The sequence below is a fragment of the Sediminibacterium roseum genome (genome assembly GCF_009939005.1).
GTDB lineage: Bacteria > Bacteroidota > Bacteroidia > Chitinophagales > Chitinophagaceae > Sediminibacterium > Sediminibacterium roseum.
In genome coordinates this window covers 874,779-893,471 of sequence record NZ_JAACJS010000002.1, presented here as the reverse complement: position 1 = coordinate 893,471, position 18,693 = coordinate 874,779, and the positions used below count along the sequence as shown (strand labels likewise).

Here is an 18,693-nt window from a genome sequence, read left to right as displayed (position 1 = left end):
CTTATTTTAAAAGACAGGGCTCCGCCCTCCTCACTTACATGAGATTAAAAAGCCTACTTAAACCGCCAGCCATCTACGATTAGTTACAGCGTGTCTTTTAAATACAGGCGATGACCAAAAAAGCGTTTTTGAGTAGTCATTATCAAAGACTTAGGCGCTTAAGGGGGATTAGGACACCAGCTTTATGGATTGCAAATATATGGATATAACGACTGATAATTTCAAAAAAATGAATTAGCCCAAACTGCTATCAAAACGACCATGGTGCTGTATATCCTGAAGCACTCCGGCTATTCCCTGGTGCAGTGAAATAGTTGGTTTCCAGCCCATGGATTCGAGGCGGGTCACGTCCATCAATTTGCGGGGTGTTCCGTCCGGTTTGGTTCGGTCGAGTACAATTTCACCATCGAAACCGGTTAGCGCTGCAATCATTTCAGCCAGTTCATAGATACTGATATCGGTACCGGTTCCGATATTGAGAAAACCGCTTTGGTCATACCGGTCCATCAGCAAAAGGCAGGCAGCGGCGAGGTCATCCACATGCAGAAATTCACGGCGAGGCGTACCGGTTCCCCAAAGGGTCACCGATTTTTCGTGTTTTTTTTGTGCGGTTAAAAATTTGCGCAAAAGAGCCGGCAAAACGTGAGAAGTCTCCGGATCGTAATTGTCATTCGGCCCGTACAGGTTGGTGGGCATGGCAGAAATGAAGTTACATCCATATTGTCTCCGGTAAGCATCGCACAATTCGATCCCGGCTATTTTAGCGATGGCATAGGGCTGGTTGGTTTCTTCCAGGAAGCCCGATAAAAGATATTCCTCTTTTAATGGCTGTGGGGCCATTTTGGGATAAATGCATGAGGAACCCAGGAACAGCAATTTTACCACTTTGTGAACGTAAGCCGCATGGATCAGGTTGGCTTCGATCATAAGGTTTTCGTAGATAAAGTCTGCGCGGTAGGTATTGTTTGCAACGATCCCTCCCACTTTTGCTGCTGCAAGAAAAACGAACTCCGGTTTTTCCGTGGCAAAGAAATCATTCACAGCCTGCTGGTTCCGCAAATCCAGTTCTGCAGAGGTTCGGTAAATGATATTTGAATATCCTACTTCGCGGAGTTTTCTAAGGATTGCGCTGCCTACCATTCCGCGATGCCCGGCTATATAAATTTTTGAATTCAGTTCCATTCTACTCATGCTCGTTTTTTGTATTGAACCCGTTGGATTTGAGAAACAGGCTGCGTTCGAACAACTGAATATCGCTGGCTACCATTTCTGCGATCATTTCATTCAGTGTATAACGTGGCTTCCACCCTAGTTTTTGTATGGCCTTGCCTGCGTCTCCGATCAGAAGGTCAACTTCGGTTGGACGATAATAATGCGGATCAACCTTCAATACTACTTTACCAACCGGTAATGCGAACCTGCCATGGCATGCTTTCACTTTTGCGGTTTCATTCTCATGCTGCCCTTCGAACTCGAGTTCGATACCCGCCTCCCCGAAGGCACGTATCACGAAATCACGTATACGTGTAGTGATGCCGGTGGCCAGTACAAAGTCTTCCGGGGTTTCCTGCTGCATCATGAGCCACATGCCTTCCACATAGTCTTTGGCGTGGCCCCAGTCGCGTTGTGCATCAAGGTTGCCCAGATACAAAGTCTCCTGCAATCCTAACGCGATCTTAGCAACTGCGCGGGTGATTTTCCTGGTTACAAACGTTTCGCCGCGCAATGGTGATTCATGATTAAACAAGATTCCGTTGCAAGCGAACATACCATAGGCTTCCCGGTAATTTACCGTGATCCAGTACGCATACAGTTTGGCTACTGCATAAGGGGAACGCGGGTAAAAAGGCGTCGTTTCATTCTGCGGTACTGCCTGAACCAGTCCATACAACTCTGAGGTGGAGGCCTGGTAGACTTTCGTTTTCTTCACCAGACCAAGTAACCGCACTGCTTCCAGTATCCGCAGTGTTCCGATACCATCTGCATTGGCTGTATATTCAGGCGTTTCAAAACTAACATGTACGTGGCTCATTGCGGCCAGGTTGTAAATCTCATCAGGCTGTACTTCCTGGATAATCCGTATCAGATTGGTTGAATCCGTAAGATCGCCATAATGCAAAAAAAGATGCCGGCCGGGAATATGCGGATCTTCATAGAAATGATCTATCCGCCCTGTATTAAAAAGCGAGCTTCTCCTTTTGATGCCATGCACTTCGTATCCCTTCTTCAGCAGGAACTCGGTGAGGTATGCGCCATCCTGACCGGTGATCCCGGTTACCAGAGCTTTCTTCATTCGTATTATTTTCAGAGTTTTGCAAGGTATACAATTATTGACAAGTGCTATTGCGATGCGCGCTTGTCCAGACTTTCAAAAACGGAATGATTGCTGATGTATTCGGGAATGATTTCCTTCATCAGTTTTACGATCTCCAGTTCGTCGGCCACGTTTTCAATAAGTGTGATTATCCGATCGATTACCTGCCGCACCTGCTCATAATCATACTCCCGCACTTTTGCAATCATGATCTGGTTGTGGTAAGTTGCAATGGTGTTTTCATCGCTCGTCAACAACTCTTCGTGCAGTTTTTCACCGGGGCGAAGGCCTGTGTATTTGATATCGATGTCTACTCCGGGCGACAATCCCGCCAGCCTGATCATCTTGTTTGCCAGATCGACGATCCTGACCAGTTTGCCCATTTCGAACACAAATATTTCACCGCCCTTCCCCATGCTTCCTGCCTCCAACACCAATTGGCAGGCTTCAGGAATGGTCATGAAATACCGACTGATATCCGGATGCGTAACCGTGACCGGCCCTCCCTGCGCGATCTGTATACGGAAACGCGGTATCACCGACCCATTCGATCCGAGCACATTGCCAAACCGCGTGGTGATGAAACGGGTGAGCGTTTGTGTTGCCAGACCTGCGTCCTTACTTTTCTTTGTTTCTGCAACGTGATGATTGTGCAGCGACTGCACATAAATTTCTGCAATCCGTTTGCTGGCGCCCATCACATTTGTAGGGTTCACAGATTTGTCTGAGGAGATCATAACAAATTTCTGCACCCCGTACTGCAATGAAAGATCGGCTACGTTTTTTGTACCCAGCACATTTGTTGCCACCGCTTCATAAGGGTGTTGCTCCATGAGGGGAACATGTTTATATGCTGCGGCATGATAAACATAGTGAGGCTTGCATTCACGAAATATCTGCTCCATCCGGCGCCGGTTGCGGACATCGGCGATGAAATAACGGAATACAGTTTCTGTCTTGTATTCACTGAACTGTAACTCCGATTCATACATGGGTGTTTCTGCGATATCCACCAGCACCATGAGCGCTGGTTTGAAACGGGCCAACTGTTTTACGATCTCGCTCCCGATCGAACCCGACGCACCCGTTATCATGATCCGTTTACCTTTCACCTGGTTTTCGATGATATCATTGTGAATTTCTATCGGCGCGCGTTCCAGCAATTCTTCAATGCGTATGTCGTGGATCTGGCGCAACGACAATTGCCCGTTCACCCATTCCTTCACGGGTGGCGTAAGCATGGCCTTTATGTTCCTATCGAGGCAGATATCTACCAATGCATTTTTCTTTCCAGCGGATATGGATGTTGAGGCGATGATCATTTCATCCACGTGTTCGTTCTCCAGTAACAGTTCAAAATCGGATGATTGAAAAACGGGAATACCGTCAACCGAAAGACGGGTCTTGTATCGATCGTCATCCATGAAAGCGATTACGCGATTGTATATACGTGTGTCCATTTCGAGTGCCCGTTTGGTAGCGATACCCTCATCTGTTGCGCCGTACACTACGATATGTTTTGTTTCGATACGCGGGTTCCTGAAATAGGAAAAAAGGTACTTGATGCCAAGCCTGTACACAAGCAGCAGCACGAATTCGATGAACCCATTGATCACGAGTGTGGTAATAGAAATAAAAGAGGAATGAAAAAAGATAGTGGTAACCATGTAAATTGCAATGAAGCCCCCGTTGATCAAGGTCACTGCTATCAATATCTTGAAGGCATCCTGTATGGTAGTGAGCCTTACAATACCCGTATATGTTTTCAGTATGAGGAAAACAGGTGCACACACACATATAAGGACCAGTGTGTTCTTCAGAAATATGGCCTTGTTAATTACATCGAAACTCATATCTCCCTTTATCACATAGGCGAGAAAAAATGCAAGAATGCAAATGAAGATATCGATGATGAAGATCGCCCACCTTGGTAATATGTTGATCTGTTTGAACATGGCTATTTTAGGATTTTTTGAATGGCCTTTATAACGCGATCAAGATCCTCTGATGTGAGATTTGAACCCGAGGGCAAACACAAGCCGTTGTTGAATAATTTTTCAGACGTTCCATTTGTATAACTAGGCGCGTCTGCAAAAACAGGCTGCCTGTGCATCGGTTTCCAGAGCGGGCGGGTTTCGATATTTTCTTTTTCGAGACCCAGCCTTATGTCTTCCCTCGTGATACCCTTCTGCTTTGCCGGATCAATGATAATGGAAGTAAGCCAACGGTTACTGAAGCTGTCTGGACCTTCCTGTTGAAATGCAATACCATCAAATTGCGCAAATGCATTGCGATAGGTTTCAAAATTACGCCTGCGTTGCTGGACGCGCTCCCCCAATACTTTCATTTGCCCGCGGCCGATACCTGCGAGAATATTGCTCATCCTGTAATTGTAGCCAATATGACTATGCTGGTAATGAGGCGCAGGATCGCGGGCCTGTGTTGCGAGAAAACGAGCGTGCGTAATCCAGGTCTCCTGCGCCGACAATAAAGCACCACCGCTTGATGTTGTAATGATCTTATTTCCATTGAAACTCAGAACACCCATATCTCCCAAAGAACCACATTGTTTTTGTTGATACATGGAGCCCAATGCTTCTGCCGCATCTTCTATTACAGTTATCTCGTATTTACGGGCGAGCCTCATGATCGCATCCATCTTTGCCGGCATACCATACAGGTGTACCGGTATGATCGCCTTCGGCTTCTTTTTTTGGCCGATGCATTCCCTGATCGCTTTTTCAAGCAGTTCCGGATCCATATTCCAGCTATCCGCTTCCGAATCAATGAAAACGGGCGTTGCACCAAGGTATACTACCGGGTTAGCCGATGCAGAAAAAGTAAAACTCTGGCAAAGCACCCTGTCCTCCTTCTCCACGCCTGCCAGGATCAGGGCAAGGTGTAAGGCGGCTGTACCCGAACTTAATACAGCTGCGTAGGGAACATTTGTAAATAAGGACAGGTCCTGTTCAAAACCATCAACATTTGGTCCGAGGGGCGCCACCCAATTCGTGTCGAAAGCAGACTCCACAAACGCTCTTTCAGCATTTCCCATGTGTGGTGATGACAACCAGATTTTTTTCATTGTCTATTCCATTGATTTTATTTGTAGTGCGGCAATTACTGTTCCGCCTCCTTTAACCACTTTTGGTAGTATTGTTCATTATTCGTTCCAAGGAACCATGTACGGCTACCGCCTGTTATCAGGTTCACCTTACCCGATTCGAGGTATTTCATGTTGAAAAACAATAGGATCTCCTCCAGGTTGGTAAAATAATTTTTTCCATATGCCTGGACTCCCAGCTCATACGTCATGAGCATGTGCAACAGAAATGTGTCGGGCAGTTTTTCTTTCAGGAATTGAATAAACCCCGCAAGGTCATCAAGCACATACCATGTTATTTCGGGCATCACAATGATGTCGGGTTTATATGACGCCAGGAAATCAAAATCATCAAACCGTGCCACTGAGAAATTCAATCGTCCGGTGGACAGCATGCCTGCATGTCTTTCCCGTGCTTTGGCAATAGCCGTTTCTGAGATATCCAGTCCATGCGTTTGCAATCCCGTTCTTGCGATCCGTGCGGTGTATTCGCCGAAACCGCAACCGAGTTCCACGGCTTTCTGTATATACATATTGCGTTGCAGGCGTTGAATAAGATTAATGCCCACGGCTTTCTCGGAAGAGAATATTTCCCGGCTGCTCTGGTGCCAAGGATCGGTGTGATCACGGTACATCTCTTCGAATCTGCCCACCAAACGGCCGTCTTTGATCACATAATCCTGGTAACGGGTTTTCTTTTTTTTGCTCATCAAACGCGGTCTATTACATTTTTAAATACAGTTCCCTGATCTTATCTCGGGTGAGAATCGCTTTCCAGTTTTCGCCGAGGGCATTGGTAAGGGGACGTTCCATCCGGAGTGTCATATCGATCATACGATTCATTGCACTATCATCCAGGTTGCTGCACACGTTCGTGGAAAGTTGTATGTCGTGCCTTTTAAGCATCTCCCTGAATGATGCAACATGTTTCCCGTAGTATTCGTCGAGCACATTGAACGCGATACAGTTTGCATATCCATGTCGGTATTCCAATTCGATACTCAATCCGTACGACAATGCATGGCAAACGCCCACTTCCGAATTCACAATCGAAACGCCGCCCATGTACGAAGCGGTCATAAGCATATCATCATCGCCATTTCCCATGAACACACGTTTGCAAAGTTCAAGTGCTTTGTCTGCATAACCTCTTGCGAGTTCGTTGATCATGGTGCCTTCAAGACTTTCGACGCAGTGAATAAAACAGTCCATTCCCGAGTAAAACCACTGGTCTTTTTTCACTGTTTTGATCAGTGAACTATCCATGATGATGGCGTTGAACATGCTGTGATCACTATTGATTCCGAATTTCCGGTCTGCGCCCATTAATACCGCGGTGCGGCTTGCTTCTGCGCCGGACCCCGCGATCGAAGGCACCCCGATTTTGAAGATACCCGGATTGGCCACAAGGTCCCATCCCTGGTACACCCTGGACGAACCTTCGTTACAGAGCATAACAGAAAGCGCCTTTCCAACATCCATTGTGCTGCCACCGCCGATGCCAATAATGCACAACGGCATTTTACCGGCTTTCTCCTTTATTACTTTATCACGCAATTCATCCACCTGAATAGTAGAAGGTTCTTTTCTGGTTGCAGGGAACCATTCAACCAGATCGTTCTCATCGATGGATAGTGAATCTTCCACGACTCCGTTCTTCAGTACATCATCTATCACATAAACATAATAATCACCTTCATTTTTGGGGGGAACGAGTTCACCGATTCTTCTGAGTGAACCCGCGCCGAAGATCAATCTTGGCACCTGCTTGAAAATCCGAAAGGTTGTTTCCATTTTTTTACTTTTTAACCGTTTTCATCAAGGCTTCCAGAACGATAAAGTCTATTGCATCGTCGATCTCGAAATTCATGTGTTTTTCAATTGGAAATTTGCATGGATTGCTACCGCTCCACCGCCCGGTTAAGACAAGTTCTCTCGGTAGAATATATACGTTGCCATCATCATAAAAAAAACCTTTGTAATCTTGCCTGCGCATATTGTTATGTGATCCGAATTCCTGGTATTTGCACCAGAAGCCGGTTGCCAGGTTGGTATAACCGCCCGACTCATAAAGACGGATGCATGTATCGAGCAATCCCTTGTCGCGCAGCGGCGACGTGGGCTGCAAAACGATAATCTGTGTGGCGGCCGGCACTTCTTTCGCAGTATGTTCGAGTACCGCAATTGTTGTGGCTTCATCGGTAGCCAGTTCGGCCGGCCTGTCTATCACTTCGGCACCAAACCGGAGTGCCACCGTTTTGATCTCCTCACTGTCTGTTGACACGACCACCCTGTCTATAAGTTCCGATGCCAGCGCCGATTCGATCGACCATGCAACAAGGGGTTTACCGTTCAGCACCTTTGTATTTTTACCAGGCAATCCTTTACTCCCTCCCCTGGCGGGTATTACTGCAAGACGCATAGGTTATCTATTATTGAGTTTGTTCACTGCCGAACGCACAGATTCAATGAGGTAGAGTATATCTGTTTCTGACATAGTTAATGAGAAAGGAAACGAGATCATATTGTCGAAAAAGCGGTCTGTTTCAGGAACATCGGCTGCACCCATTCCATTTTTGCGGAAAAGGTCGTAGCGGTACAACGGGTAGAATTGTATGATCGTTTTTACCGCGTATTCATCAAACAACAATTTGATCAATGCGTCCCTGTGCCATTTTGTACTTGCAACACGCGCTGGCAATAGGTGATGGCTGTGGGCTTCCGCCGCATAAATGCTTTGAAAAATAATTTCAGGGATATCTTTCAACGCTTCCCTGATCTGCATGCTTCTTTTTCTCCTTCGTTCTGTAAGCTCGTCGAGTCTCGCTATCAGATGCGAACCCAACGCTGCCTGCACTTCATTCATGGTTGATTTGACGGGCCAGATACCGTCGATGTCTTGATCCACATTTACCATCGCGGGCAGCCAGTATTCGATTTTATTTTGAAAAGGCGCATGGCCATTAAGCCTGAGGCCGGCAACCTTTCTGGCGAGATCCGGGTTGGCAACATTGATCACGCCACCTTCGCCAAGCGTTGTCAAGTTTTTCTGTGCATGAAAACTGTAGACGCCAATGTCTCCGAAAGTACCACAACAACGTCCGTTCCATTTCGCACCAAGCGACTGGGCGCAATCTTCTACTAGAAATATGTTTTTTTCTTTTGCCATTGCAGCAAACTGTTCTGTTTCCGGGCTCATCAACCCGTACAGATGCACCAAAACGATCGCCTTTGTTTTTTCTGTGACCAGTCTTTTCACATTGTCTAATGAGGCCGTAAAAGTGTCTGGCCTTATGTCTGCCCATTTGATCACTGCGCCCCGCCTTGCAAATGCAAGAGCTGTGGCACAATAGGTATGTGCCGGTATGATCACCTCATCACCGGGTTGTATTTCAATCAACATGGCGGCGATATCAAGACCATGTGCGGCACTCATAAGCGAAAAAGCATTAGGCGCCCCAAGATACGCGGCAAAATCTTTTTCAAACTGCTGCACACGGGCGCCCTGTGTAAGTGCTTTGTTGCTTTCCCGCATAACTTCCGCAACCGCAGCAATTTCCTCCTCTGTAAACTCATGACCCCGCATGGGCCAGTCAACACGTATGTCCATACTTTATAATTAACCAGTTTATAAATAATTCTCCAGCCGCTCCAGCGCAATCCAGAACCCTTCACAATCGTTTTTATGTCCTTGCCAGATCTCAGGTATGAATGACGCTGCAGGACAATGCCTGTTGAGCTCATTTGCCACCAGTTTAAAGTCTATATCTCCTTCGTGAATCTGCAGCCCCTCCCCATCTACACCCATTGCATCGGCAATATGAAGGTGCGCAGCGTATGGGGCTGTCTGTATTAAGAAATCAATGAAAGACAGGTGTTCTTTATTGGTATACAATTTAGAATGCGATATATCCAGGCAAATGCGGCTGTTGTTCTCCTGGCAAAAGTCAGCGATGTCTTCAGCGGACATAAAAAGATTATGGTATCGCTGTCCGCCAAAATGCCAGGGGAAAGGCGGCATGGTTTGCGGAATAAGTTCAACTCCTTCTGTATCGAGCGACCTAATTGCTTCTGAGATCAATGCATATTTTGCCTGTTTCACAGAGTGTGGCATAGTTTCATTCTGCGTGGCGCCGCCGGCGTTGATGATGATGCACGGTTTTTTGGTTTTGAAATATTTTTTTAGCGAACGTGTGATATCTATCACATGTTGCAGCTCTTTCATAGAATGTTGCCGGTAGGCAGCATCGTCAGAACAGAGATCCATGATATGGTCGCCTGCGAAAAGTTCGGGGCTGTGCACAACAAAATCGAGGTTGTAACTTCCGTCTAAGTATTTTGAAGGATCAATCTCCATGTCTTTGTAACTCAAATGAAATTCAACCAAATCGAGATTCGAACTGTTCACTGCCTGGTTGAAGTCGTGGTAACGAACCGGAATTCCAAAAGGGCGTTTGAAAGCGTACCTTTTCGCTACAACTGTTTCTTCTTTCAGATCACGCAGGTAGAAAAAGCTGCCTGTTTCAAAATCGCGTGGCGCCCGTTTGCCAACCAGTTCATTTCGTCGGTATGGCGGCAATCCTTTTCCCGGACTTCTGACATCGAGGTCATCTTCAAGTATGACGTTTCCTTTTTTTACGGGCCTTGCGGCCACGAGGCTCTTGCCGAGAAATTCGCGGTTCATCATTTCGCCTTGTGTAACGCGGCGTATATCACCGGATCCCAGCGACTCCTCCACCTCACGTATGGAGCGTACCATCTCGGCAAATTCCTCTGGCAGCAGACTGATTTTGTGATCATTGCCTTCCATATTGCGGTCGATCGTAAAGTGTTTCTCAATGATGCGCGCTCCTTTTGCAACGGCTGCGATGGGAACGGCGTAACCACGCTCATGGCCGGAATAACCAACCTGGCAATTGCCTCCGATCTTTTTGAGATGGGGCAGGTAATTCAGGTTTACATCCTTAAACGGTGCAGGGTAAGTAGAATTGCAGTGCAGCAAAGCGAATGACGCCCCGTTGCGCTTCATTAATTCAACAGCTGCAAGTATTTCTGATTCGGAAGACATCCCGGTAGAACAAATCATAGGCTTACGCGTTGCAGCCATTTTTTTGATCAGATCGTGGTTCGTGAGATCTGCGGAAGCAAGTTTGTACGCTTCAAGGCCATATCCTTCAAGCAGTGCGAGACTCTCTTCATCAAATGGTGTGCAAAGTGGGAGAATGCCAACCTTTTTGCAATAGTCAAACACCTCAAATAACTGTTTATTGGGCAACTGGAAGCGGGAAAGCAGGTCAAGTGTATATTCCGCTCCGAGATCTTCACCAGCGTTGCCTTCGTGCTCACCTGTTTTGCGGTACATTTTATCCATCTGGCGCATCTGGAACTTAACGCAGTCGGCGCCGGCTTCAAAAGCTTTGTCAACCAGTTCCTTTGCCATTTCAATGCTTCCATTGTGGTTGTTGCCGATCTCCGCGATGATGAATACAGGCTGGTTCTCTGCGATCACAAACTTACCGATGATCAGATCCTGCATTTTGTTGATCGCGATGGCGGTGAGTCGCCTGCGTTTGTCTACAATGGGTATAAAATTGATCTCGCGCGAAAAGAGTGATTCAATCTCTTCAATGGCCGTATCCTCCTGGCAGGAAAGGAATTCTTTGTTTCCGGCGATTGTTACGGGTTGGTTAAGATCCCAATTGGTCGTGTTTACGAGCCATCTGCGGAAATCTCCATCTGTCAGTATTCCTTCAAGTACCCCGCTCTGGTCAACGATAAACACAAAACCGAAACGGTTATCCGTTATTTTGTGAAGCGCAAAACTGAGGCTGTCCTCAGAAAAAACAACATACTGTGATATATTCTTACTAATTGGCATCTGCTGGTGGATGATTGGTCTGTAGAATGGTTTTTATTTCGTGAATGTTCAACTACTGGTTGTATTTGATTATGTCGGCGGGAACACCCACAACCACCGCATAATCGGGTACGTTTTCAATAACAACGGATCCAGCACCTATGGTTGCCCATTTCCCTATTCGGATGCCAGGAACAATGGCACTTCCTATTCCCACCAAAGTGCCTTCGCCGATGCTAACACCTCCAGCCACCGAGGAACCAGGCGCTATGTGAACAAAATCTTCGATTTCACAATCGTGATCAACGGATGCATTGGTGTTAATGATGCAATGCTTCCCGATTCTTGTTTCTGAATTAATTGTTGCCCCGGCCATTACAACTGTGCCTTCTCCTATTTTGCAACGTGATGAAAGATTTGCCCTGGGATGCACAGCCGTTTCAAACGGGTTCTTTGCTTCGAGTGCGATTTTCTTTCGGGTGCGGTTATTGCCTACCGCTATCAGCGCAGCCACATTTACCGGCGGCTTTTCAACGCTTACCGAGTATCCCAGTACCGTTGTTACAGAGCTTTCGTCATCATTTACAAACACAATACGGCCGTCCATTTCTTCAATAATCTCAATGATTACTTTGGCATGTCCGCCGGCACCGATTAATGCGATCTCTTTCATTGGGGCTTTTTTGTTCCTGTAAACTTCTCCATGGTAACAGTTGCCGATGCGTTTATTCCTTCTCTTTTGAAAACCCTGGCAAGTGTCCGGAAAATGATCTTCACATCCAGGGCAAAACTAACATGTTCTGCATACCAGACGTCGTACTCAAATTTTTGTTCCCACCCGATTGTGTTGCGCCCGTTTACCTGTGCCCATCCCGTGATGCCCGGTAATACTTCGTGCCGTTTTGATTGCGTGGAGTTATACAGCGGAAGGTATTCAACCAGCAGGGGCCTCGGGCCAACAAGGCTCATATCTCCCTTCAGCACATTCAGCAGCTGCGGAATTTCATCCAGCGATGTTTTCCGGAGGAAAATGCCCGTTCTTGTAAAACGCTGGTCATCGGGCAATAATTTTCCTTCTGCATCTTTTTTTTCATTCATGCTTTTGAATTTTACCAGTTTGAACAAGCGACCGTTTTTACCCGGGCGCACCTGGAAAAAAAAGGGGGGCTCGCCTGTTGCTATTGGGATCCATACTACAATGATCAAGAAAAAAGGCAATAACAACAACAACAGGCATAGAGATACCAGCACATCTACCATTCTTTTAAAAAAAAATCGGTACATAATTTATTTGCAATAACCGAAGATGATCAGGAAAAACAACATCACGCGGTGAACCCATTTGCGCCGGTGAGACGAAACCGCGAATGCCATGCGGAATCTCGAGAGAATTGATGTATGTTGATACGACCTCACTGCTTCTATAAACGAAGGGTGCGTTCCTGTACGGTTATAAAGTTCATCGATCATCAAAATATGTTGCCGATACCATCCTGAAGTAAAAAGCTTAAGTAATTTGCCAATCGCCTTTCTACCAATATTAGCACCATATGCATTCTCTGAGTGCTGCCTGTAAATGATGAACGAGCGGCTGTCAATATACCATTCGAATCCACCTAGCCGCGTAACCGCATAAGTTGACCAATCATGAGATGCGCGCACCGGGATACGTTCAAACTCTTCGGTGAATATTTTCTTGAGGTAGACCGCAGCACGCTGGTTTAAAACCAGTGTACAGCCGGCAGAAGCGGATTCAAAATAAAAGTCGTAACGCATTTTTTTATTCCGCTTGTAATTCAAAAGATACGCAGCTATTTTTTTAACCAATGACCTGTTTGGAATGACATTCGCGTCCGCATCGCCCATTAATAAATTGGATGCATAACAATCCCTTTTTTCCTTCTTTATCTTTGCGATTGATTCGCTTAGCTTGCCCGGGAGCCACACATCATCCTGATCGCAATAAGCCATGTAATCAAAAGCGGAGATATCCACATCTTTCACAAGACTCATAAAATTTTTCGCGGCATACAATTGGTAAGGAACGTCGTTTAGTAACAGAACGCGTTTCGTTTGCTCCTGGTAGGCCAGGACCAGTTGCCTCGTTTGGTCTGAAGAATGATCGTCACGCACAAATACATGCACATCTACATCCTCCTGCGCCAGGATGGAATCCAGTTGTTGTTCTATAAACCGCTCACCGTTGTAAGTGGCCATTAACACGGCAACCGAGGCGAGTTTTTTGTCTGCTTCCTTCACAGTGCGTTATGCTTTCGTTTGAATAGAATTTGCCTGCCGTGCTTCATCAAAGAAAAAAACAGCAAAAACGGAATCAAAAGATACCGATTGTTTCTTTTACCATAGTTCATATACATTTTCATTTCACCTTTTCTCATCTTCCATTTATGGCTGCTGATACCGCCGCCTGTAAGCGGCGCCCTTTGTAAAACACACAATGGAAGATCGATGAACCACAAGCCATATTGTTCTGCCGTGCGCAGGATAAAATCATGGTCTTCTGCGTAACCCATCGCTTCATTAAACAAAATATCGTTCCCTGCACGCACACACAACGCAGGTGTTACCACCGGATTCTTGAGTAATACCTGCCACAAGGTTATTCGTTCCGGTATCGGAACAGATTCTCCCAGATGTGCTCCGCCAAGCCCTGCAATGTTATATGAATGTCCGAACGCTCTTATTTTTCCATTCGACCTGATACAATCGTCCACGATCCTGATCTTTTCAGGATGAAAAAGGTCATCTGCATCCAGGAAAAGAATCCAATCCGATTCTGCAAGTTTCATTCCTTTATTTCTGCTGAAGGAAGGACCCCGGTTTTCTTGATTTCGCTCAATTTTTATCAATGGCGATTGAAACGACTGTACAATGGAAACCGTTTCGTCCGTGCTTGCATCATCAATTACAATTATTTCGTCAGGGAGCATGGTCTGCCCCAAACAACTTTCAATTGCTTTGCCGATAAAATGCCGCCCGTTGTAAACGGGGATAACAACTGAATAACGCAACCTGGCTCCTGACATTGGCGATTGTTAATGCTACCTGTAATTTCCAATCTTTTCGTAAAACTCAAAGTTCACAACATGTTCATCGATCGTGCACAGGATCGAAGCATCGTTTCTAAAAAAAGCCTTGGTTAACTCAAGCAAACCCGGTTTAAACGCGATGTCTTTCGAATAATCAAGCTCCATCTCGTTCACTTGCACACTTCCTTTTTCCTGCACAGCCAAGCGCTCGAGCGGTTTCAGATAATACCGTTTCTGCCGGGTCGTTATCTCGATAGCCCAACGTCCGGGCGCGCCCCAGTTGGACGCATAAGAAAAAGGAATATTTTTTTCCGTAAGCCCGGAACCTGTAAAGACAGAACCTGCAGGATGCCAGACCACCGCGTTACCGCCTACATGCGCATGCAACTCACGCGGCTTTCCCGCAAGATGAAAAACAGTATCGAGTACATGACTTGAATTGACGATCAAAAGACGACTCAATACTTCTGGAGGATACAGATTGGTATCGAACGTATGCACCCACTCTGTAAATTCAAAACTCACAGAAGCAATCCCTCCCTCAACCGCGATTCTTTCTTTCAGGTAGTTTACGGATGTATAAAACCGTCGGTTGTACGCAACATATAACCGGATGCCTGTTCTTTTTGCTTCTTCCTGTAATAGCAAAACCGAATCGAAGTGTAAACCTGCGGGCTTTTCCACAAGGATGTTTTTAATGCCCAAGCCGATCAACTGTAGTGCAACATCTGTTAGTTGCTCATTCGACACGGCTATAATTGCGAATTCCGGCAACGGATATTCAAGTAGGTTTTTATGGGAAACAAGCCCGCCGTATACTGCGTCTAGGGTAAATTCGGCGAGCAAATCATCCACGCTTTTTTTACTGCGGCCTATCACGAGGGTCTTCACCTGTAGTTCTTGCAGTACTTTCACATACTCCTTCGCCATATTACCTGCACCCAACAACCAGCAATCGTAATTCATTTTATATTAAGTTATGGGACATCCCGGGATGCCGAATTTTTGAAACACTGAAGTAAATGCAGTAATCATTGTTTTATGTTGTTTTGCGGAAAACGAAAACGAAGGCAGATCGGGGTCATTGCCTGATAAGACATTATGGCATTGAATATTGGTTGTGTCACTTTGATAGGGATATGAATAAGGTTTCGACACAACAGGTTCAGCCGATACCATTGATGTCCGGATTGCAGACAACCGTATTCCATCTATATTCCACTCATAGTCGTCTGACGTTATATGGAAGTTCATATCTATCGAATCAATATCACGGCTATTCAAGAGCATTACTGAACCATTCGACTGACGGCAGATCAATGTTCCGATCATCTCATAAAAACCATTTCTTTTGCTGGGGATGATTTTTTCAATGGCAGAAATATCCAGTGTAAAATCCTGGATACCGCTCAAGCAGCTCAACAGGTCCATATTATGAATCGTGTTGCATGCCAATCCCCACCTACCCCCCGTCACAACATAAGTCATTTTCGATGGCGCCCTCACTTCATTCCTGATTTCTTTTAAAAAAGGAAAATTCCTCCATCCGGAATTCACCCATGCTTTGATCTTCTTTTCGGTCAGCAAATCCTGTGCGATATCATAAGAGGCCAAATCCTGGAATAACACTTTTTCAAGCAACATGTTTTTAACATCGCTTCTATCCGCCACTTCCTTTAACACCCGTAACCTTACATCCGAATTTGTTGCAACGATGCAAAAGTCGATCGTCCGCTGTAATTCACTAATGACTGTAAAATAGTTTACATTGATCTTATTCTTTCCCCGCGGAATCTCCCCGGCGCGTTGTTTTGCAACTGCCAGCGAAGACTCAAGCGGATCCACAACAGCAATGTTCAGATCAAGCGTGCTCTTCATCAAACCCTGCAGGTGCCTGCTTCCTAGTTGACCAGCTCCAATGATTGCTATGTTATACATGTTTTTACGTATGCATTACCATTGTACAACAGGTAATACTCTTTTTGATGAATGAATCAGCATTCTGATTTACAATGTGCCTATTGTTCGGTGTTGTGTGTAAAGGAATAGAAGAAGCTTCTGATCTTGCAAAAGGTCTCATAAATAAACAACCGCCACATGGGTCCATTGCTCAGAGACACGTAATAACGTCTGATTGGTATCTCTTTGTCAACAATGGCCCTGCTCAATCTTGACGCCGGTTCATCAGTATAAACCCGCGTACGCGTTGCAACCCAAAGACGTGTGCCCTTTTGTTTTTTGAAAAAAGAGTGCAGAATGTCTTCACAATACGCTTTCCCTTTGAAAGGAAAATAGTTTTCCGTTACCAGGTCGTCTTTATATGCCAACACGCATCCGCCTGGCAGCCATCCAACCGAAACCAGATCCGTGCTTGCATATTTGTCATCCACACCATAGTTCAGTCCGATGGATGTAATCACCCCCATTTTCTTTTTGCCCCAGGGGGCCCCGCAAACAATGTAATCAAAAATATTTTTCAACAAGCCATTTTGCAATGTATGTATACAGGTCTTCGTATGTGGCCCATAAAAGATCGGGGCAACTGCATTACCCTTACCCAGCTTTTGCAATACCGCAACCATTTCGCGCAACGAACGCGCTTCCACATGGGTATCATCATCAAGCTGGAGAACCATGTCGTTTTGTACCTGCGTAAAACCATAGGCACGTTGCTTTACCTGCCCCCGGATATCGATCGCCAGGTTTTTTACAACATCGTTTGCGAGGTGTTGCGTTTTGTGAGCGTGTTCTGTGGGAATACAGATCAATATTTCAGCTGGCGGCAACGATCCCTGCATCAGGGCCGTGATCGTTCCCTGTAGAAAATCGCCGCCCAATGTTGCGATCACTACCGACACGTTTTGATTACCGTTCTCCGCCATTATAATAACCTGGTGCTGTTTGGATTGGTGCAAAAGAACAGGCTCTGGTACGCAAACAAGCCCCTGAATATCCTGGTAAGGCCGTAAAACAACTGCAACATCCACCTGAACGCAGTCAACCGCAGAAAAGGAAACACGATCGCCAATGGAATGGCCGTTACGTTTTTACCCTGTATTTTCCATCCTGTTTTTGCCAGCATAGACGATGCGGTGCTGATGGTATAAAAATGCAGGTGCGTTTTATCAAGCAGCCCTTTGGAATGATAGTTGAAACGCCCGAACAACAAACTCATCCGTACGTAAATATTTGCAACATTGGGCAACGAAACAACCAGCAGCCCGTCTTTTTTGAGATGGGTCTTCAGTTTCGACAAAACATATTCCGGGTCAACCAGGTGTTCAAGAATGTCTGCGGCCACAATGATATCGTAATCGGTATCGAGCCCGAGCGTTTCTATTTTGTTGAGGTCGCCTGTAAAGATCTGCCGGCAATACGGTTCTGCCTGTTCAATGTAAACTTTGTCGAGCTCAACGCCATCGATCATTGCGCCATTTGCTTTTAACCTCCTGGTCAGCGATGCGTCGCCAACACCCAGCTCAAGGATCTTTTTACCGTCAACACCGTGATTGAGTAAATATTTATAAATGATGGAGTGGCTTGAATATGGATCATCAAATTTATCGAAATAACGTTGCCCCTTCAGGTTCACATCGTATTTGCGGCTGTAATAGATGCCGCTTTTGAACAATGCAAAGCCGGTAGACGTGAGCACGCAGTTGAGCCCATAGCTGATGCCGTTTACGTGACAGATCTCGTCGCCATAATAAGTTGGTATCGGCAGCTCCCTGATGCGCGCATTCACCTGGTAATTCTGCAGCAGGATCTGCGTATCAAAATGCCATTCGTTTGAATTTTCCCAGAATGGAATACTCTTCAGGTATTTTACGCTGTATGCGCGGTAGCCGGAATGGTACTCTGATAATTTCAAACCCGTAAGGGCGATCTGTATCCGGGTAAGGATCTTGTTTCCGTAATACTTGTATTTCGGCATACCACCCTGCAACGCAGTTTTGGCCGTCATCATCCTCGAACCAATGACCACGTCCGCTTCGTTGTTCATGATCGGCGTATACATTTGCTCAAGGAACTCCGGCGCATATTGTCCGTCTGCATGCAGCATAACCACTATATCCAATTGCTGGTCGATGGCCCATTGATAACCCAGTTTCTGGTTGCCGCCGTAACGAAGATTCACGCGGTTCCTGATCACGACGATCTTCGCGGAATGCGGGTGATGGAAGTCGAGCGCCTTTAAAGTGGTCTCGTCAGAACTACAGTCGTCTACAATGTATACCACCGTAAGCTTCTGCCACACCGCTTCGGGAATGCGGCTCAATGTCTTTTCGATATGGCTCTCCGCATTATATGCGATCACAAAAATACCGATGCGGCAATGGGGCGAATTGGGGTTTGTGGGGATCAGGTTCAT

Annotated in this window: 17 protein-coding genes; all 17 read right to left on the bottom strand. The window is 46.0% G+C overall.

Annotation, left to right across the window (positions count from 1 at the left end; genetic code table 11):
- Positions 1–234: 234 nt before the first annotated feature.
- The 17 genes from GWC95_RS03950 to GWC95_RS03870 all read right to left on the bottom strand — a co-directional run bounded on the left by GWC95_RS03950 (position 235) and on the right by GWC95_RS03870 (position 18,693).
- Positions 235–1,191 carry a GDP-L-fucose synthase family protein gene (locus tag GWC95_RS03950; RefSeq protein WP_202630201.1) on the bottom strand — a complete coding sequence of 319 codons (957 nt, stop codon included), beginning with the start codon at positions 1,189–1,191 and terminating at the stop codon, positions 235–237.
- Positions 1,184–2,293 (bottom strand): GDP-mannose 4,6-dehydratase, encoded by a 1,110-nt coding sequence (gene gmd / locus GWC95_RS03945; RefSeq protein ID WP_161817359.1) that lies wholly within the window; start codon positions 2,291–2,293, stop codon positions 1,184–1,186. The genes GWC95_RS03950 and gmd overlap by 8 nt, the downstream gene beginning before the upstream one ends.
- A 47-nt stretch (positions 2,294–2,340) precedes the next feature.
- Positions 2,341–4,269 (bottom strand): polysaccharide biosynthesis protein, encoded by a 1,929-nt coding sequence (locus GWC95_RS03940; RefSeq protein WP_161817358.1) that lies wholly within the window; start codon positions 4,267–4,269, stop codon positions 2,341–2,343.
- 2 nt (positions 4,270–4,271) lie between these two features.
- Complete coding sequence (locus tag GWC95_RS03935; RefSeq protein WP_161817357.1) at positions 4,272–5,399, bottom strand: DegT/DnrJ/EryC1/StrS family aminotransferase; 1,128 nt, start codon at positions 5,397–5,399, stop codon at positions 4,272–4,274.
- A gap of 35 nt (positions 5,400–5,434) precedes the next feature.
- Positions 5,435–6,127, bottom strand: a complete 693-nt coding sequence (locus GWC95_RS03930) for a class I SAM-dependent methyltransferase (RefSeq protein ID WP_161817356.1) — start codon at positions 6,125–6,127, stop codon at positions 5,435–5,437.
- Between the two features lie 13 nt (positions 6,128–6,140).
- Positions 6,141–7,211 (bottom strand): iron-containing alcohol dehydrogenase family protein, encoded by a 1,071-nt coding sequence (locus GWC95_RS03925; RefSeq protein ID WP_161817355.1) that lies wholly within the window; start codon positions 7,209–7,211, stop codon positions 6,141–6,143.
- A 4-nt stretch (positions 7,212–7,215) separates the two neighbouring features.
- A complete protein-coding gene (locus GWC95_RS03920) occupies positions 7,216–7,839 on the bottom strand; it encodes an acylneuraminate cytidylyltransferase family protein (RefSeq protein ID WP_161817354.1) in 624 nt (207 codons plus the stop codon).
- Positions 7,840–7,842: 3 nt separating this feature from the next.
- A complete protein-coding gene (locus tag GWC95_RS03915) occupies positions 7,843–9,027 on the bottom strand; it encodes a DegT/DnrJ/EryC1/StrS family aminotransferase (RefSeq protein WP_161817353.1) in 1,185 nt (394 codons plus the stop codon).
- Positions 9,028–9,045: 18 nt separating this feature from the next.
- Positions 9,046–11,295 carry an N-acetylneuraminate synthase family protein gene (locus GWC95_RS03910; RefSeq protein ID WP_161817352.1) on the bottom strand — a complete coding sequence of 750 codons (2,250 nt, stop codon included), beginning with the start codon at positions 11,293–11,295 and terminating at the stop codon, positions 9,046–9,048.
- 52 nt (positions 11,296–11,347) lie between these two features.
- A complete protein-coding gene (locus tag GWC95_RS03905) occupies positions 11,348–11,947 on the bottom strand; it encodes an acetyltransferase (protein ID WP_202630200.1) in 600 nt (199 codons plus the stop codon).
- A complete protein-coding gene (locus tag GWC95_RS03900; RefSeq protein ID WP_317164086.1) occupies positions 11,944–12,534 on the bottom strand; it encodes a sugar transferase in 591 nt (196 codons plus the stop codon). Before GWC95_RS03900 ends, GWC95_RS03905 begins: the two co-directional genes overlap by 4 nt.
- A 27-nt stretch (positions 12,535–12,561) precedes the next feature.
- Positions 12,562–13,533: a glycosyltransferase gene (locus tag GWC95_RS03895; protein ID WP_161817350.1), complete on the bottom strand. Its 972-nt coding sequence runs from the start codon at positions 13,531–13,533 to the stop codon at positions 12,562–12,564.
- A complete protein-coding gene (locus GWC95_RS03890) occupies positions 13,530–14,318 on the bottom strand; it encodes a glycosyltransferase family 2 protein (protein WP_161817349.1) in 789 nt (262 codons plus the stop codon). The genes GWC95_RS03895 and GWC95_RS03890 overlap by 4 nt, the downstream gene beginning before the upstream one ends.
- A 15-nt stretch (positions 14,319–14,333) precedes the next feature.
- The gene (locus GWC95_RS03885; protein WP_161817348.1) at positions 14,334–15,287 is read right to left on the bottom strand and encodes a Gfo/Idh/MocA family protein; all 954 of its coding nucleotides are present in this window, start codon (positions 15,285–15,287) and stop codon (positions 14,334–14,336) included.
- Between the two features lie 6 nt (positions 15,288–15,293).
- Positions 15,294–16,259, bottom strand: coding sequence for a Gfo/Idh/MocA family oxidoreductase (locus tag GWC95_RS03880; protein ID WP_161817347.1), 966 nt, complete (start codon positions 16,257–16,259; stop codon positions 15,294–15,296).
- 80 nt (positions 16,260–16,339) lie between these two features.
- Positions 16,340–17,179 (bottom strand): glycosyltransferase, encoded by an 840-nt coding sequence (locus GWC95_RS03875; protein ID WP_161817346.1) that lies wholly within the window; start codon positions 17,177–17,179, stop codon positions 16,340–16,342.
- A gap of 23 nt (positions 17,180–17,202) precedes the next feature.
- Entirely contained in the window at positions 17,203–18,693 is a 1,491-nt protein-coding gene (locus GWC95_RS03870) for a bifunctional glycosyltransferase/class I SAM-dependent methyltransferase (RefSeq protein WP_161817345.1), read from the bottom strand.

Coding starts and splice junctions, on each gene's coding strand:
- GWC95_RS03900 (WP_317164086.1), bottom strand. CDS start 12,534: ATGGTAGATGTGCTGGTATCTCTATGCCTGTTGTTGTTGTTATTGCCT.
- GWC95_RS03925 (WP_161817355.1), bottom strand. CDS start 7,211: ATGGAAACAACCTTTCGGATTTTCAAGCAGGTGCCAAGATTGATCTTC.
- GWC95_RS03935 (WP_161817357.1), bottom strand. CDS start 5,399: ATGAAAAAAATCTGGTTGTCATCACCACACATGGGAAATGCTGAAAGA.
- GWC95_RS03950 (WP_202630201.1), bottom strand. CDS start 1,191: ATGAGTAGAATGGAACTGAATTCAAAAATTTATATAGCCGGGCATCGC.
- GWC95_RS03920 (WP_161817354.1), bottom strand. CDS start 7,839: ATGCGTCTTGCAGTAATACCCGCCAGGGGAGGGAGTAAAGGATTGCCT.
- GWC95_RS03915 (WP_161817353.1), bottom strand. CDS start 9,027: ATGGACATACGTGTTGACTGGCCCATGCGGGGTCATGAGTTTACAGAG.
- GWC95_RS03880 (WP_161817347.1), bottom strand. CDS start 16,259: ATGTATAACATAGCAATCATTGGAGCTGGTCAACTAGGAAGCAGGCAC.
- GWC95_RS03890 (WP_161817349.1), bottom strand. CDS start 14,318: ATGTCAGGAGCCAGGTTGCGTTATTCAGTTGTTATCCCCGTTTACAAC.
- GWC95_RS03940 (WP_161817358.1), bottom strand. CDS start 4,269: ATGTTCAAACAGATCAACATATTACCAAGGTGGGCGATCTTCATCATC.
- GWC95_RS03910 (WP_161817352.1), bottom strand. CDS start 11,295: ATGCCAATTAGTAAGAATATATCACAGTATGTTGTTTTTTCTGAGGAC.
- GWC95_RS03885 (WP_161817348.1), bottom strand. CDS start 15,287: ATGAATTACGATTGCTGGTTGTTGGGTGCAGGTAATATGGCGAAGGAG.
- GWC95_RS03870 (WP_161817345.1), bottom strand. CDS start 18,693: ATGAACCTGATCCCCACAAACCCCAATTCGCCCCATTGCCGCATCGGT.
- GWC95_RS03930 (WP_161817356.1), bottom strand. CDS start 6,127: ATGAGCAAAAAAAAGAAAACCCGTTACCAGGATTATGTGATCAAAGAC.
- GWC95_RS03905 (WP_202630200.1), bottom strand. CDS start 11,947: ATGAAAGAGATCGCATTAATCGGTGCCGGCGGACATGCCAAAGTAATC.
- gmd (WP_161817359.1), bottom strand. CDS start 2,293: ATGAAGAAAGCTCTGGTAACCGGGATCACCGGTCAGGATGGCGCATAC.